Consider the following 15,903-nt stretch of genomic DNA (forward strand, 5'->3'; position numbering starts at 1 on the left):
AAACACAAGATAATATATGAAGAGGCTGTTCGACAGTCTCTTTTTTTTTATGCCGTTTCGCAGGATGCATTATGCAGAACAGGAAAATTACAGGAGTTGGCTATAAAACACAATTGATTCGCTTTTATATGCAAATCTAAAGCTTCCTGAATTTTATCCGGATTTGCAATTTTCACTTTTGGATGTAAACGAACCTCAGTAAAACGGCCGCTTCCATCAGGAGCGACTTCAAGAATTGCTTCGGCATTATCAGTATATTCTAAAACTTCTATTCCGTTTTGGGAACACACATATAAATACGACATCATGTGGCAGGAAACCAGGCTGCTTAAAAGCAAATCTTCGGGATTGTATAATTCGGGATCTCCTTTGAAGGCTTTTGCGGCTGAAATGTTTAAAATTGGTTTTCCTTCGATTGTAATTTGATGACTTTTGCTGTAGAATTTTCGTCCTGATTGTTCCTGATTTTTGTTGGAAGTCCAGTTTATTGCTGCTTTGAAGAGGTGTTTGAAGGGCATTTTATTTCAAATTTAATTAAATTTTAGTCCCAAAATTACCACAATTTTGTTGATTCAACATATTTCATGCATTATCACAAAACTTTTGCAATATTCTGATCCACCATTGAAAATCCTCATATCTGTTTTAAATTCAGGTATTTATACGCTATTCTTATATTGTTATTTTTAAGAAATTTCCTAAAACAAAACTGTTATGAAATGTATAAGTCTAAATATATTTAAAAAACAGTACGCTTTTTGAAATAATCAATAAACAAATAGGATGGATTTTAAACAAAAACTAAAAAAATTGGGATCAAAACCTGACCTGATTCTCATCATAACTGATGAACAACGGGCAACCCAGCATTTTCCACCAGGATGGGAAGAGCAAAACCTTCAGACGCTTACATTTCTTAAGAAAAATGGCTTTAGTTTTGACAGGGCTTTTTGCAACACTTGTATGTGTTCTCCCAGTCGTACAACTTTGTTCACAGGTATTTATCCTGCAAAACATGGTGTAAGCCAAACACTTACAGAAGGTGGTTTATTATCTCCTCAGGAGCCCACACTTAGTACTTCTTTGCCTAATATAATGAATACGCTTTGGGCAGACGGCTATGATGTGCAATACCGTGGTAAATGGCACATGAGTAAAGGAGTGGCTCCAAACGGGACCAAAACAAATTATGAAGACCTTACCGCAGCCGATATTTCCTTGTATGGTGCTATGGGCTGGGTAGCTCCTGATGCGGGAGAAGATGTTAACCCACTTAATTTTGGCGGTGGATTTGCGAATCATGATGCTAAATATACTGCAGAAGCTATTGCCTATTTAAAGCAAGTAAAACAGAAACGCAAAAATGGTCATCATCAGCCTTACCTCTTGGTATTGTCTCTTGTAAATCCGCACGATGTTCTTGCCTATCCCAAAACAGCCGGAACTTCTGGATATTATCCCGAAAGCTGGTTAAAAAGAGAGGTTGGACTACCGGATACTGTTGATGAAGATTTGCTTCTTAATAAAAAACCAATGGTGCAGGAACAGATTTTATTAAATATGGCTGTTAGTTTAGGTGAAATTAATTCTACGGAAGACAAACTAAATTATATCAACTTTTATGCATCTCTTTTAACTAAAGTAGATAAAGAGATTGGTTTTTTTATTGATGAATTATATAAAGAAGATTTAAACGGTGAAAGGTTGGCAGATACTGCTATTGTAACCTTTACATCGGATCATGGTGAAATGGGATTAGCACATGGTGGATTGCGTCAAAAAACTTTTGTAGCTTATGAAGAAGCCCTGCGTGTACCTCTGGTCATTTCAAACCCAATTTTGTTTGATAAGCCTGAAGAACAAAATTCGATGAACTTAGCCACGCTTGCTGATATTATGCCTACTTTCTTAGAATTAGCCAATGTTTCAAATCCGCCTGATGGACTTGCCGGAACCAGTTTACTTCCAATTATTGAAGACGGAAAACCAATACAAGACAGTATCCTGTTTACTTATGATGATATAAAGGCAGGATCAAATAGTAATTGGAACATTGTAAAAGCGGCCAATCGTATTCGCTGTATTAGAACTGAAAAGTGGAAATATGCCTATTATTTTGATGCCTTTAATGCCTATTTTCAGCAATATGAACTATATGATTTGGTCAATGATCCTTCAGAATACACTAATCTTGCTTATAATCCTGATTACGATGCAATTAAACAGGAATTAGCAAAACAATTACATGATCTCGAAATTGCAAAGTTAAGAGTAAACACTCCTTCATCTTAAACAGTGAATAAGAATCAAATAGTATAGCAGAATAAATATTTTTTCATAAAATACCAACATTATGTCACATACAAGAAGTAATACAATCGTACAAGGGGTTAATTATATCCCTTTTAACTATCCCTCATTAGGCCTAACATCAAGACACACTATAATTGAAGGCATCAGAGCCGTATCCGGATCACAGCATGAAGTCTATATTTCTGGGGGACTGGTTGGTGTTGATTTGCCTCAGGAAGTACAGACTGAAGTCAAAAACATCTGGCAGGGATTTATTTATAAAGGCAAACTGGAAGATGCAAACAAGCTCGAAAACTGGCATCTGCTGCATTATAAACTCGAAGATGATGACGATGATATTGTTTTCAATACTTCCTGTTATGGGCCAAACAATGGCGAAAATGGTACTATAGAAATTGTGGGGGCATATATTAAAAGTTCAAGTCCAAAAAATAATCTTGGTTTTTATTATAACGGCCCCATAGATGGCAGCGGTACCTGGCGAACTGTAACACCTAATAACGGAAATAACAAAAATGTATTCATGCACAGTGTTATGGGCGGGCTGGCTGTAGGAAATTACCAATCTGATGCAGCAGATGAAAATACGATTAATGTTAATGCCTTTGTTTATGATATCAAAACGCAAGAATGTATCGACTTTATTATAGACGATTTAAATGCTCCTACCTTATATGGTATTTGGCATAATGGAGGCAACAGCTACACTATGGCCGGAGGTAATTCAGCCCGTAAAATTGGAGATACCGTATCACAAGCCTTTCTGGTTGACTATGATTCCAGCACCAAAACATTCAACAACTTGCAATTCTTTAGCTATCATAACGAAATCACTCCTACAGTAAATGTGCATTTTGAAGGCATCACTATAAACAAAACCAATGATGGGTACAACATGCCCAGTGATTGGTCAAAAGGCGCTAAAGAAGGCGCTTCATTCGTTACAGTGAAGCGAAACAAAAACGGAACTTTTGGTCTGGCTGAATGGAAAGATATTGCTTATCCCGGAGATGATGTAAAAATAACGAGCGCCAATACTGTTTATTTAGATAATGTACTGGGTATTTATGTTTCAAAAAGCAGCGACGAAACAGAAACGGTAATCTCTTCATATTGTGCTACTATTACAGATTAAAATAAAGAAACCCCGAAAGCATTTTACTTTCGGGGTTTTTTAAAATTAACCAATGCTCCAAAACCGTTTCAATTAGTTTTTTTAACAGTTTAATTAATTTCGGAAACAGATTTTTTGGAATAGTGTCAAAACACACCGTGTTTTTATTTTTTATAAAATTTTCTTCCTGATGGTTCCTGATTTTGGCTGGAAGTCCAATTTATTGCTGCTTTGAAAAAATGTTTCATTTGCTATTGTTTACTTTTGCTAAGTTAAAATTTTATGTGGTAAAGAATTAATCTGGCAAAGGCGAAGAGGCGCAAATTTTTGCCCCAATCTTGTCATTTCGACGAAGGAGAAAATTTGCGACATTTTTACGGCATTGTTGTCAGGCTAGTGGGTTTGTTGGGTTGTTTTAAAAAAACCACAGCAGTTCTAAACACAAGCGAATCATTTACAATTGAGCTAAAATCCTTATGATTACATAAAACGGAAGAATAATCAATCCTATATAAAAAATGTTTTTCCCATGAACTCTGTCTTTTTCATCATAAGAATACACTTTTTGTCCATTTGGTAGAGACTTTTTCGAAGTCCATAAGGAATAACCAATTAAAATACCTAAAAAACCACCAAGTACTGCAAAAACGTAACCTGCAATAATCCACGATTTCTGATTCTCTTCCGGTTTAGCTAATAATTCTATCCGCTGTTTTTTCAAAGCTTTGAGTAGTTCTGTATCAACAGATTTGCCTCTTTGTATTAAGATTTTTTGCGCCAGCTTATAATCGAATTCATTCCACTCATCTGCTTTTAAAAGTATTTCATACAATTCATCATCTGTAAAACTGAATAGGTAGTGGTCTTTATCAACCTCATCAATTAGGTTTTCGGCATTCTCATCAAGAATCTTTTCTGCTTTTTCAAAATCTGCTAACTGTATTTTTATTTCATATTGATTTTGTAAAGTACTTCCCGAAAATGAAGAATCTACAGACGGAATATTATCTGCTATTTCTGTAGCAATGTTATTCTGGTTTAATAAACTTTCAAGATCTTTGACTTGTTCTAATGTTGGATATTTTCTGAATACCGAGTAATTTTCATTCATATACTTTAGCTTTGGAAATTTTCTATTATATTTTTTAATTCTTTTAAGTCCTCAGGAAGTGAATTAAGCACAATTTCTTTATTTAATTCTGTCACAATTTCAGATTCAATTCTACAAAAAGTACGATTGCATTCTTTATAGAAATGAAATTTTAAGTTATCTAAATTAGGATTTCCTACATATAGTATGTTTTCAAAATAATACTTTTCAGAATTATATTTTATTGACAATCTAAACAAAGTTGGATCTCTTGGAAAATCAACAGCAACAACATTTTGGTTTTCAAAAAGAGTAAAGATTGTTAAATTCCAAGTTCCTTGTGTAAATTGAATCTTCAAATCATTACTATATTCTCCACTAACAATAACTTTCATGTTTAGTTTTTTATTGGGTTAAAAATCATATCAAATATAAGAAAGTAATATGCAAACCAATCTTGTTAAAAATTGATTTAAAATGTCAAAAAAAATTATTTCAAGTAACAAAAAAACCCCGAAATCAAAACTTTCGAGGTTTTTTGAACTAACAAAACTGATTTAAAACTTATTTTTTAACTGAAAACTTAAATGTTGTTTTCGTTTTATAATTTTCGCCAGGGTTTAAAACTGTCGTTGGAAAGTCTTTATGGTTTGGAGAATCCGGGTAATGTTCTGTTTCTAAACAGAAACCTGTTCTTTGTGCATAGGTTCCGCCGTTGCGCATTGGTAAAGTTCCGTCAAGGAAATTCCCTGAGTAAAACTGAATTCCAGGTTCGTCTGTAGTCATTTCTAAGACTCTTCCACTGGCAGGGTGGTAAACCGATGCAATGATCGTTTTTCCTTTTTCAGGATTGTTCAGTACCCAGCAGTGGTCATATCCTTTTCCTCTTATTAATTGTTCATCTTTAGCATCGATATCTTTTCCAATTAATTTTGGTTTTCTGAAATCGAAAGGTGTATTGGCTACATCCTGTAATTCTCCTGTTGGAATCAGGGTAGCATCTATAGGAACAATTTTATCTGCATTCAAAGTCAGTTCATGATCTAAAATCGTTTTAGAGAAATCACCTGATAAGTTAAAATAGGTATGCTGTGTCAGGTTGACAACGGTCTTTTTATCTGTAGTTGCTTCGTAAAGTACTTCCAGTTCGTTGTTTTTTGTTAACGTATAGGTTACAATCACTTTTAAGTTTCCAGGGTAGCCTTCTTCCATATCTTTGCTTAAATACGATAATTTCAAGACTGCTGCTTCGCCTGATTTCGCTTCTTCTGCTTTCCATACAGCTCTAAAAAAACCTTCCGGTCCTCCGTGCAGTGCATTTGGAGCATTATTGATTGCTAATGTATATTCTTTACCATCTAATGTAAATTTACCTTTTGCAATTCGGTTTCCAAAACGTCCGATTAAAGCGCCAAAAAACGGATTAGGTTTCATGTATTGTTCCAGTGAATTAAATCCTGTCACTACATTTTCAGAAACGCCATCTTTGTTTGGTACTTTTAAGTCTGTGATAATACCACCAAAAGTGATGATATCGACTTCCATTCCGTTTTGGTTTTTCAGCTTGTAGCTTTCAATTTTTTCTCCTTTTGGAGTGGTTCCGTAATCTGATTTTACAATTGTTACAGAATCTTTTGTGTTTTGAGTTGTGTTCGAATCCATTTTTTTATCGCTTTTACATTGAACAGAAAGTGCTGCCAAACCGATTATCGTAATTCCGAAAGCACAACGTTTTAATACATTCATAAATACTGGTTTTTTTAAGTTAGTAAAGTCTTAAAGCCGAAAGTCTTAAAGCCAATTGATCAAAGTTAACCAATCTTTATGACTTTATGACCTTCGACTTTGGACCAGATTATAATCCGTGCTGAAACGTATGGTAGTACGCTTCGTTGGCATTAATTTTATCTTTGAAATCTCTGATAGTGGTTTTTTCATCAATCACTAATAATTCAATTCCGGCGATATCTGCAAAATCCTCCATAAATTCAGTTGTAACTGCCTGGCTGTAAACCGTATGGTGTGCACCTCCCGCTAAAATCCATGCTGTTGCTGCAATATCAAGATTTGGTTTGCAATCCCACAATACACGTGCAACCGGTAATTTTGGTAATTCAGCCATTGGTTTAACCGCAACCACTTCGTTTACAATTAAACGGAAACGGTTCCCCATATCCACTAATGAAACGTTGATAGCTTCTCCTGCAGGTGAGTTGAATACCAAACGAGCCGGATCTTCTTTTCCTCCAATTCCTAAAGGATGCACTTCGCAAGACGCTTTTCCGTCAGCAATAGATGGACAAATTTCCAACATGTGCGATCCCAAAACATATGATTTTTGAGGTGTAAAGTGGTACGTGTAATCTTCCATGAAAGAAGTTCCTCCTTCAAGACCAACGTTCATTACTTTTAATGCACGAACCATTGCAGCTGTTTTCCAGTCTCCTTCTCCACCAAAACCATAACCGTCAGCCATTAATCTTTGTGTCGCGATTCCCGGCAATTGTTTCCATGCCCCAAGGTTTTCAAAAGTATCTGTAAAAGCTCCAAAACCGCCTTCTTCAAGGAAAGCTCTTAAACCTAATTCGATTTTTGCTGCTTCTACTAATGAGCTTCTTTGCGCTCCGCCTTCTTTTAACGAATCTGTTAAGTTATAAGAAGCCTCGTAAACTGCCAATAAATCATTTAATTCCTTATCTGTAACTTTCTCAATATGCTTCGTAACATCTGAAGAATCATATCCGTTAACCGACATTCCGAAACGAATTTGAGCTTCCACTTTATCTCCTTCAGTAACGGCAACTTCACGCATATTGTCTCCAATACGGGCTACTTTCAGGTTTTGAAGTTCGTCCCATCCTAAAGCTACTCTTGTCCAGATTCCTAATTTTTTCTGAACTCTTTCGTCTTCCCAGTGTCCTACAACGACTTTACGTTTTTTACGCATTCTGGACATGATAAAACCAAATTCACGATCTCCGTGAGCTGACTGGTTGAGGTTCATGAAATCCATATCGATAGATCCCCATGGAATTTCAGCATTGTATTGTGTATGCAAGTGACATAATGGTTTTTTCAAAATACTCAATCCGCCAATCCACATTTTTGCAGGTGAAAAAGTATGCATCCAGGTAATAAGCCCGATACAGTTTTTCGTTGTGTTTGCCGCCAGACAGACATCTAAAATCTGAGCCGGAGATTTTACTACATCCTTATAAACTACTTTTACAGGAATTTGAGACGATTCTCCTAATCCTTTTGCAATTATCTGAGAATGTTCTGCTACTTTTCTTAGTGTTTCTTCACCGTATAATTCCTGGCTTCCTACTACAAACCATACTTCTTTTTGAGAGATATCTATCATTTTGTTATTTTTTGTTTCAAGTTTCAGGTTTCAAGTTTGCTTCTCCTTTTCGATCAGGACTGTCTATTCAAGTTTTTGAAATACTGAAAATCTTTGTTATTTATTATTTGTTTTATTTCTTTTAAGTTTCAGATTCCAAGTTCAGCGTTCCAACAACATGAAACTAAAAAAACATGAAACCTGAAACTAAATTTTTTTACTGTCCGTAATACGAATCTTTTCCGTGTTTACGATTGTAATGTTTCTTTATCAATGAATCTTTCAGTCTTGGTGCATTTGGGTTTATTTGTAAAGTCAGGTACGCCATTTCGGCAACTACTTCCAAAACTTTACTGTTATAAACCGCTTTTGCTGCATTTTTCCCCCAGGCAAACGGACCGTGGTTTCCAATTAGAACCATTTCTACTTCTTCGTAGGAAAGATTTTTTTCTTTGAAACAATCCAAAATCTGAATTCCGGTATTGTGTTCGTAATTTCCTTCGATAAGCGAATCTGCCATTGGCGGAGCGCACGGAATATCAGCCGTAAGGTGATCGGCATGAGTTGTCCCAAAGATTGGAATATCTCGCTGAGCTTGTGCCCAGGCAACTGAATAGGTTGCGTGTGTATGTGCAACGCCTCCAATGTTAGGCCAGTTTTTGTATAAATATGCATGCGTTTTAGTATCTGATGACGGACGCATAGTTCCTTCGATAATATTGTTGTCAAAATCAACAATCACAATATCTTCCGGTTTTAAATCTTCGTAAGGGACACCGCTTGGCTTAATGGCAAAAACACCATTTTCTCTATCGACTGCGCTTACGTTTCCAAAAGTATATACCACCAGATTCAATGCATTTAACTGCATGTTGGCTTCGTAACATTCCTGTTTTAAATCTTTATAAAGAGAACTCATTTTCTGTAATTTTAATAGATGGATCTGCATAACTGCTTAATTGATCGTATGCTAAAAGTAATTTGTTGTAAGCAGCCACTTTTTCAGGTTCCGGGGTGTATTCACTTTCAAAAGGACTTCCCATTTTTTGGCTGGCTTCAATTACATTTGGATAAATTCCGGAAGCAACAGCAGCATAAATTGCAGCTCCCAAAGCCGGAGCCTGATCTGAGAGGGCAACTTTTATTGGTTTGTTTAAAACGTTGGCCAGAGTTTGCATGATAAAAGGAGATTTTCTTGCAACCCCACCAATACCGATAACACTGTCAATTTTCACACCTTCTTCTTCAAAACGATCCACGATTTTTTTAGATCCAAAACAGATTGCGTTCACTAAAGCTTTAAAAATATGAGGCGCTTTTGATCCTAAGGATAAGTTTGAAATAGCGCTTTTTATTTCCTGATTTGCATCCGGAGTTCTGCGTCCGTTGATCCAGTCTAAAGCGGTTGGCACACTTTCAGATAATGGAATCTTTTCAGCTTCTTTTGTTAATTCTACGATTAATTTATCGCTGAATTCTTCTCTTAATTGTTCTTTTTGTGCTTCATCCAAAATTGATGAAGAACTCAATAATTGTTCTGTTGGCCACATAAGCAATTCTTTGTACCATGCCAGTAAATCTCCAAAAGCAGATTGACCTGCTTCAAGACCAATATAACCCGGGATCACAGATCCGTCAACCTGACCACAAATTCCACGAACGTTTTTTGTACCTACCTCATCATAAGAACCAACCAGAATATCGCAGGTTGAAGTTCCCATTACACGAACCAAAGTGTTTTCGCCAATTTTAGCTCCAACAGCTCCAGAGTGCGCATCAAAAGTTCCAACAGCTACAACAGTATCTGTCGTAAGCCCCAAACGGTCTGCCCATTCTTTGCTCAATTTTCCGGCAACTAAATCTGAAGTATAGGTTTCATCGTATAAATTGCCACGAAGTGCAGCTAAATACGGATGTAGTTTTTCTAAGAATTCAACAGGAGGAAGTCCGTTCCAGTCCTGGTGCCACATAGCTTTGTGCCCTGCAGCACAACGGCTTCTTTTGAATGTTTTTAAATCTTTATCCTCAATTAATAAATAAGTCATTAAATCGCAGTGTTCCAACCAGGTGTGTGCTGCATTTCGAACTGCTTCATCTTCTCTGGCAATGTGCAGGATTTTTGCCCAAAACCATTCAGATGAATAAATGCCACCTACATATTTTGTTACATTTTCTCCGCCCCAGCTTACGGCCAGTTCGTTGATTTCGTTTGCTTCATTTATGGCAGTATGATCTTTCCATAACACCATCATTGCATTTGGATTTTCCTCAAAACCTTTTGTCAAAGCTAATGGAATTCCATCTTTTGTAATCGGTACAGGAGAAGACCCAGTGGTATCAATACAAATACCTTTTATTGCAGCAGGATCAACTTTACTTTCCTTAACAACATTTTGAATGGTAATTTCCAGTCCTTCAATATGATCCAGAGGATGCTGACGAAACTGATTTATAGAAGCGTCACAATATTGTTTGTTTTTCCATCTTTTATAATGAGAAACATTTGATGCCAGTTCCTGTCCATTTTCAGTGTCTATAAGCACTGCACGAACAGAATCTGTTCCGTAATCTAATCCTATAACATAGTTTTTCATTTCAAATTCATTTAATGACGACAAATATAATATAATTACCCTATAAGTGTACAAAAAACACTTAATAAAATTAGCTTACTATTTTTTATAATAATTTTATCAATTACATCATATTATATAGAGCTATTTTCCTTCTAAAACAACCACTGAGAAAGGAGGAATAGTAATTTCCAGTTTTCCTTTTTTGTCTTCAAAGCCTTTAAAAACAGTTGGCACAATTTTATTTGGTGTATCGAAAGAGTTGTAATCCTGCAGTTTTGAAGATGTAATTACCGATCCTGTGAAATTTTTAACTCCCAGATCTTTTATATCTATTTCAATTTTATTTTTATTTTTTGAATCGACATTTACTAAAGAAATATGAACTGCTCCATTTTTATCTTTTGAAGCCGATGCCGATACTGCCGGAAGGCTTTCTCCATTAACTGTATATAAAGGCGATTGAAAACTTACGGGCAATAATTTTGCATCCTGATGAACCGCATATAATTTCATGACATGATACGTTGGTGTTGTAATCATTTTAGCTTTATCAGTCAGAATTACAGCCTGTAAAACATTCACGCACTGTGCTAAGTTTGCCATGCGCACCCTGTCAGCATGATTATTGAAAATATTAAGCGTTGCTCCGGCCAAAACGGCATCTCTCATCGTATTTTGCTGATATAAAAATCCCGGATTTGTTCCTTTTTCTACATCATACCATCCGCCCCATTCGTCCACCAGCATGGCTACTTTTTTCTCTGGATCATATTTATCCATTATGGCGGCATGTTTGGTAACCAGTTCTTCCATTTTCAAAGCAGATTTCATAGTTTGAAAATATTGTAATTCTGTAAAATCTACTCCGTCACCTTTTTTATTCCAGTCGATTACAGCATAGTGGTGTACACCCAAACCGCCCAGCATATTAAGAGGAATGTTTTTCATCATGACTTCAGTCCAGTTGTAATCTGAACCATTAGAACCTGATGCAATACGGGTAATCCCTCCGGTATTTTCCCAATCCGACATGAAAGTGGCAAATTTTCTATATTCTCCGGCATAATATTCCGCAGTCATATTTCCACCGCAGCCCCATGCTTCATTTCCGATTCCCCAAAATTTAACTTTCCATGGCTCTGTTCTTCCGTTTTTTCTGCGTAAATCACTCATCGGACTTGTACCGCTAAAGTTGGTGTATTGTACCCAGTCTGCTAATTCCTGAACAGTTCCGCTTCCTACATTTCCTGACAAGTATGGCTCAGCTCCAAGAACTTCACACATATTCAAAAAATCATGAGTTCCAAAACTATTATCTTCAGTCACACCTCCCCACCATTTATTTACAATTGTTGGTCTTTGTTCTTTAGGACCAATTCCGTCTTTCCAGTGGTAGGTATCGGCAAAACAGCCTCCCGGCCATCTTAAGTTTGGAATTTTTAAATCTTTTAAGGCCGAAATAATGTCATTTCGAACTCCCTTAGTATTGGGTATTTTCGAAGAATCACCCACAAAAAATCCTCCGTAAATGCATCTTCCTAAATGTTCTGCAAAATGGCCATAGATATTTTTATTGATAGTTGGTGAACCAGCATCATTTTTTATAGTGATGATTGTGGTTTGGTTTTGCGCAGAAATCGTTTGTAAACAAAGTGTAACAAATAGAAATAGAAAGTTTTTTTTCATGGTTTTCATGGTTTTTAGTTTTTTAGCACTATGGCTGTTAACCTATATTCCTAACTTTTGAATATTAATCTAAAAAATACTCATTAAGTGTCTTTTTAACATTTGTAAATTTAAATAAAAAAAAGACTTAAAAACAAATTGATATGGCAAAATAACTGTCAAATTAAAGCATATTTCATAATTTAAGTTCAAACTAAACACTCAAATGTTAATTTTTATTCTAAAAACGCAACCGGTAGCGTAAATTTTTTATGAATAAAGATAATTTTGGAGAAAAATGTAACTGATTACATAAAAATCTAGTTTTAATAATTTTATGCCTCTTGTAAGAAATTAAAAAGATGTATTTTATAAATTTTAATCAAAAAGGCTTTGTTATTAATGAGATTGCCTCAAACATCACACTAAATAATTATGGATTAAAATATTACAAACAACTATAATAATTACTACTTTTAATTCGACCATAATGAATTAAGTGTTACAGCTACATTAATAAATTATGAAACCTATCAGGAAGTTTATATATTTACTCCCAAATTACATTATATGTTAAATAGTTATAGTTCTGCGGATAAGGTTTTATTAGCAGTCGATTGTATCATTTTTGGTTTCGATCATCAGGGATTAAAAATCCTTTTAATTAAAAGAGATTTTGAACCTGAAAGAGGAAAATGGTCTTTAATTGGCGGATTCTTAAAACGTGATGAAATATTAGACAATGCCGCTATTCGTATTTTGAGTACCTATACCGGGCTGCAGGATATTTATATGGAACAGCTGCATGCCTATAGCGAAATAGATCGTGACCCGGTTGAAAGGACTATATCTGTATCTTATTATGCACTCATTAATATTGAAAACCATAATACAGAACTCATTAAAAACTATCATGCAGAATGGTTTAGCGTTGTGGATGCCCCTAACCTTATTTTTGACCACAACGAAATGGTTAAGCATGCCATCAAAAGGTTACGCTACAGAACTTCGATAAAACCAATTGGATTCGAATTGCTTCCGGAAAAATTCACCATGCGACAATTGCTTGAATTGTATGAAGCAATTTTAAGCAAAGAATTAGACAAACGTAACTTTATCAGTAAAATCAATTCTTTGGAAATTTTAAATAAACTGGATGAAAAAGACATGCAGTCTTCCAGAAAAGGATCTTATTTATATACGTTCAATAAAGAAAAATATGAAGAAAAATTACTTAATGATTTTGTACTGAATTTATAAACTATAAATTTTAGATAGAGTCTGCATTGTCATAAATTTGATGTTTGTATTTAAAAAATAAGTATCTACTTCGTAGAATTCTTTTTCAACAACTGATGAAACATCAAAAGGAATATTTATCCTTCCTCTGTGCACCAGACCTCCACCGCATGTTTTATATCTGGGTAGCATTTCTTTCTCGATTATGACAGTCGTAATTCCGCTTTTCGATAATTCAAAAGCTACAGAAGCTCCGGTAGAACCGCTTCCTATGATGGCTACATCGAATACTTTGATTTTTTTTCCAAAACTACAAGGAATCATGGTAGAAAACAAAATTTCGATTGTGTTCTGATTGTGGTTAAACTTGTTTCTTTTAATTCAACAGAATCTTAAAGTGAATTTCGCATAATCAACGACGACTTGTTTTCTATTTGTTCGTTTTTGCCTTTTAGAACCATATCAGCCAATATTTTACCCATATCCTCAAAATGGGTCGAAATGGTAGCAATTCCGTTTGCCACGACTTTTTTCAGGGAAGTTTCGTTATATGAAATAATACCAAAATCAGTTCCTAATTTAAGATTATGGTTTCTGGCATTTTCGATCACTCCAACCAAATCCCTATCATTTGGAATCACATATAAATCTCCTATTTCGATTTCATGATCAGTGAACTGTGTGATGATTTCGTAGTTAAAATTATATTTTGTACAAAAATTTTCAAATCCGGTTTTCATTCCTAACGGCTCTCGGAAACCGGGGAAAATTAAAATCAGTTTTTTGTATTTGCCCAGTCTTGATTTTCCTTTTAAAAGCCCTTCAAAAATATCTTTTTGGTGGTTTTGATAAATGGCAGGATACATTTTTAAGTCGGCATTGGTCTGATCCAGAATAATCACTTCGTTTACTGGTAGGGTTTTTATGGTCTCAACTATACCGGTCAGATTGGTCGGCATGATGATATATTGGGTATAATTACCATTACTGTCATTGATGAGTTTTTTGAAGACCGGCACATTGAAATGATGGAAAAAAATATCGACCTGAACGTTTTTTCCAATACTTTTTAAAAACGAGTTATAGATGTCTTCTTTAAAAATATTAAGTTCATCAAAAAGCAAAAAAATCTTCTGTTTGATACTGGTTTCAATACTTTTAACGTAATAGCCCTTGCCCGGAATAGCATAAATTATCCCTCTTTTTTTAAGTTCGTCGTAGGCTTGGAGCACGGTATCACGAGATAAGGAAAATGCCAGGCATACTTTGTTTACAGAAGGAAGCCTGTCCCCTTTTTTCAGCTTTTCTTCATCAATTGCTTTTTCAACTGAAAGAATTATCTGTTTATATTTTGGCAGCCCCAGATTATTTTGGATTGAAATGATACTCATAGAAAAAGATTTTTTTTGGCAATATACAAAAAACTGGTAGGTACTGGTATACAACAATCCAAAATAAATATAATTTTGAATTTTCACTTTTGACAAAAATAACATGAAATTAAAACATATATCGCATTTACAAGATTACTCTAATTGCAAATTGTTTGGTTTAGCTTCTGATAATGAAGAAATTTATTGCTTTGAACTGACCAATAAAAATGGAATGAGAGTACAGCTTACGAACTATGGTGCGACTGTAACTTCATTAAAAATTCCTGTAGCAGATGGAAAACTGACAGATGTCGTTTTAGGCTTTGACAATCCCCAAGACTATATAGCATCTTATAATTTGCCAAGTGCGCCCTATTTTGGTACAACCGTAGGACGTTATGCCGGGCGTATCAGCAAAGGACGTTTTACTTTAAATGATAAAACATTTCAACTGGCGGGAAACAATAACGGAAATGCCTTGCACGGAGGAAATACTGGTTTTGGTCAAAAAATATGGAATGTCACTCCTTTAACAGACCAGTCGGTCACTTTTCATCTGATCAGTGAAAATTTAGAAGAAAACTATCCTGGGGAATTACAGGTTTTTTTAACCTATACCTTAACCGAAGAAAACGAATTAAAACTCGAATATAAAGCAACGACTACAGAAGACACCATTATAAATTTAACACATCATAGTTATTTCAACCTTAATGGTCATGATTCGGACGTACTGGATCAGGAAATGTTTATCGACGCGGATACCATACTGGATACCAATAACGAAAGTATTCCAACTGGAAAATTTATTGCTCTCGAAGGCCATGATTTCGATTTCAGAAAAAGAAAAAACTGTCCTGCTTCTATTGACAATTCGTTTATAATTAATTCAGATGCAACAATCGCAGCACAATTATTCAGTACAAAAAACAATTTAAAGATGAGCGTTTATACGGATCAGCCGAGCGTTCATATTTATGTAGGCGGAAATTGTTTTGATCTTCTGAAAGGAAAAGAAAATGCAAATTATACTCCCGTAAGCGGAATATGTTTTGAAACCCAAAATTTTCCTGATGCTCCAAATCACAGTCATTTTCCTAATGCTGTCTTAAAAAAGGGAGACGAATACCAGCAGACTACCATTTATAAATTTGAACATATAAATTAAAATTATACCAACAATTCAGAAA

At 35.1% G+C, this 15,903-nt stretch carries 14 protein-coding genes; 4 read left to right on the plus strand and 10 right to left on the minus strand.

Annotated features, from left to right (window positions below; genetic code table 11):
* Positions 1-47: 47 nt before the first annotated feature.
* The gene (locus ACNC7R_RS21225) at positions 48-518 is read right to left on the minus strand and encodes an OsmC family protein (RefSeq protein WP_417942997.1); all 471 of its coding nucleotides are present in this window, start codon (positions 516-518) and stop codon (positions 48-50) included.
* A 292-nt stretch (positions 519-810) separates the two neighbouring features.
* Between ACNC7R_RS21225 and ACNC7R_RS21230 the strand changes: the two genes are divergently transcribed.
* A complete protein-coding gene (locus ACNC7R_RS21230) occupies positions 811-2,292 on the plus strand; it encodes a sulfatase-like hydrolase/transferase (protein ID WP_417942998.1) in 1,482 nt (493 codons plus the stop codon).
* Between the two features lie 61 nt (positions 2,293-2,353).
* Positions 2,354-3,448 carry a hypothetical protein gene (locus ACNC7R_RS21235; protein WP_110307721.1) on the plus strand — a complete coding sequence of 365 codons (1,095 nt, stop codon included), beginning with the start codon at positions 2,354-2,356 and terminating at the stop codon, positions 3,446-3,448.
* Positions 3,449-3,881: 433 nt separating this feature from the next.
* Here ACNC7R_RS21235 and ACNC7R_RS21240 read toward each other — a convergent pair whose 3' ends face one another.
* From ACNC7R_RS21240 to ACNC7R_RS21270, 7 genes are all read right to left on the minus strand, one after another.
* Positions 3,882-4,538, minus strand: coding sequence for a hypothetical protein (locus ACNC7R_RS21240; RefSeq protein ID WP_417942999.1), 657 nt, complete (start codon positions 4,536-4,538; stop codon positions 3,882-3,884).
* A 5-nt stretch (positions 4,539-4,543) separates the two neighbouring features.
* Positions 4,544-4,912, minus strand: coding sequence for a hypothetical protein (locus ACNC7R_RS21245; protein WP_417943000.1), 369 nt, complete (start codon positions 4,910-4,912; stop codon positions 4,544-4,546).
* Positions 4,913-5,081: 169 nt separating this feature from the next.
* The gene (locus tag ACNC7R_RS21250; RefSeq protein WP_417943001.1) at positions 5,082-6,263 is read right to left on the minus strand and encodes an aldose epimerase family protein; all 1,182 of its coding nucleotides are present in this window, start codon (positions 6,261-6,263) and stop codon (positions 5,082-5,084) included.
* Between the two features lie 109 nt (positions 6,264-6,372).
* Positions 6,373-7,881, minus strand: coding sequence for an L-arabinose isomerase (gene araA / locus ACNC7R_RS21255; RefSeq protein ID WP_417943002.1), 1,509 nt, complete (start codon positions 7,879-7,881; stop codon positions 6,373-6,375).
* A gap of 196 nt (positions 7,882-8,077) precedes the next feature.
* Positions 8,078-8,779: an L-ribulose-5-phosphate 4-epimerase gene (locus ACNC7R_RS21260; RefSeq protein ID WP_417943003.1), complete on the minus strand. Its 702-nt coding sequence runs from the start codon at positions 8,777-8,779 to the stop codon at positions 8,078-8,080.
* Positions 8,763-10,454, minus strand: a complete 1,692-nt coding sequence (locus tag ACNC7R_RS21265) for a ribulokinase (protein ID WP_417943004.1) — start codon at positions 10,452-10,454, stop codon at positions 8,763-8,765. Before ACNC7R_RS21265 ends, ACNC7R_RS21260 begins: the two co-directional genes overlap by 17 nt.
* Before the next feature lie 123 nt (positions 10,455-10,577).
* Positions 10,578-12,122, minus strand: coding sequence for an alpha-N-arabinofuranosidase (locus ACNC7R_RS21270; RefSeq protein WP_417943005.1), 1,545 nt, complete (start codon positions 12,120-12,122; stop codon positions 10,578-10,580).
* Between the two features lie 549 nt (positions 12,123-12,671).
* Between ACNC7R_RS21270 and ACNC7R_RS21275 the strand changes: the two genes are divergently transcribed.
* On the plus strand, positions 12,672-13,361 hold the full coding sequence (locus ACNC7R_RS21275) for an NUDIX hydrolase (protein ID WP_417943006.1): 690 nt from the start codon (positions 12,672-12,674) through the stop codon (positions 13,359-13,361).
* Here ACNC7R_RS21275 and ACNC7R_RS21280 read toward each other — a convergent pair.
* Positions 13,356-13,664 carry an FAD-dependent oxidoreductase gene (locus ACNC7R_RS21280; RefSeq protein ID WP_417943007.1) on the minus strand — a complete coding sequence of 103 codons (309 nt, stop codon included), beginning with the start codon at positions 13,662-13,664 and terminating at the stop codon, positions 13,356-13,358. The genes ACNC7R_RS21275 and ACNC7R_RS21280 overlap by 6 nt on opposite strands.
* A gap of 68 nt (positions 13,665-13,732) precedes the next feature.
* The gene (locus ACNC7R_RS21285; RefSeq protein WP_417943008.1) at positions 13,733-14,731 is read right to left on the minus strand and encodes a GntR family transcriptional regulator; all 999 of its coding nucleotides are present in this window, start codon (positions 14,729-14,731) and stop codon (positions 13,733-13,735) included.
* Positions 14,732-14,834: 103 nt separating this feature from the next.
* Between ACNC7R_RS21285 and ACNC7R_RS21290 the strand changes: the two genes are divergently transcribed.
* Positions 14,835-15,881 (plus strand): aldose epimerase family protein, encoded by a 1,047-nt coding sequence (locus ACNC7R_RS21290; RefSeq protein ID WP_417943010.1) that lies wholly within the window; start codon positions 14,835-14,837, stop codon positions 15,879-15,881.
* Positions 15,882-15,903 lie beyond the last annotated feature (22 nt).

The organism is Flavobacterium adiutor (assembly GCF_048282555.1).
Lineage (GTDB): Bacteria > Bacteroidota > Bacteroidia > Flavobacteriales > Flavobacteriaceae > Flavobacterium.

Coding starts and splice junctions, on each gene's coding strand:
- ACNC7R_RS21225 (WP_417942997.1), bottom strand. CDS start 518: ATGCCCTTCAAACACCTCTTCAAAGCAGCAATAAACTGGACTTCCAAC.
- ACNC7R_RS21235 (WP_110307721.1), top strand. CDS start 2,354: ATGTCACATACAAGAAGTAATACAATCGTACAAGGGGTTAATTATATC.
- ACNC7R_RS21240 (WP_417942999.1), bottom strand. CDS start 4,538: ATGAATGAAAATTACTCGGTATTCAGAAAATATCCAACATTAGAACAA.
- ACNC7R_RS21245 (WP_417943000.1), bottom strand. CDS start 4,912: ATGAAAGTTATTGTTAGTGGAGAATATAGTAATGATTTGAAGATTCAA.
- ACNC7R_RS21250 (WP_417943001.1), bottom strand. CDS start 6,263: ATGAATGTATTAAAACGTTGTGCTTTCGGAATTACGATAATCGGTTTG.
- araA (WP_417943002.1), bottom strand. CDS start 7,881: ATGATAGATATCTCTCAAAAAGAAGTATGGTTTGTAGTAGGAAGCCAG.
- ACNC7R_RS21260 (WP_417943003.1), bottom strand. CDS start 8,779: ATGAGTTCTCTTTATAAAGATTTAAAACAGGAATGTTACGAAGCCAAC.
- ACNC7R_RS21265 (WP_417943004.1), bottom strand. CDS start 10,454: ATGAAAAACTATGTTATAGGATTAGATTACGGAACAGATTCTGTTCGT.
- ACNC7R_RS21270 (WP_417943005.1), bottom strand. CDS start 12,122: ATGAAAAAAAACTTTCTATTTCTATTTGTTACACTTTGTTTACAAACG.
- ACNC7R_RS21275 (WP_417943006.1), top strand. CDS start 12,672: ATGTTAAATAGTTATAGTTCTGCGGATAAGGTTTTATTAGCAGTCGAT.
- ACNC7R_RS21280 (WP_417943007.1), bottom strand. CDS start 13,664: ATGATTCCTTGTAGTTTTGGAAAAAAAATCAAAGTATTCGATGTAGCC.
- ACNC7R_RS21285 (WP_417943008.1), bottom strand. CDS start 14,731: ATGAGTATCATTTCAATCCAAAATAATCTGGGGCTGCCAAAATATAAA.
- ACNC7R_RS21290 (WP_417943010.1), top strand. CDS start 14,835: ATGAAATTAAAACATATATCGCATTTACAAGATTACTCTAATTGCAAA.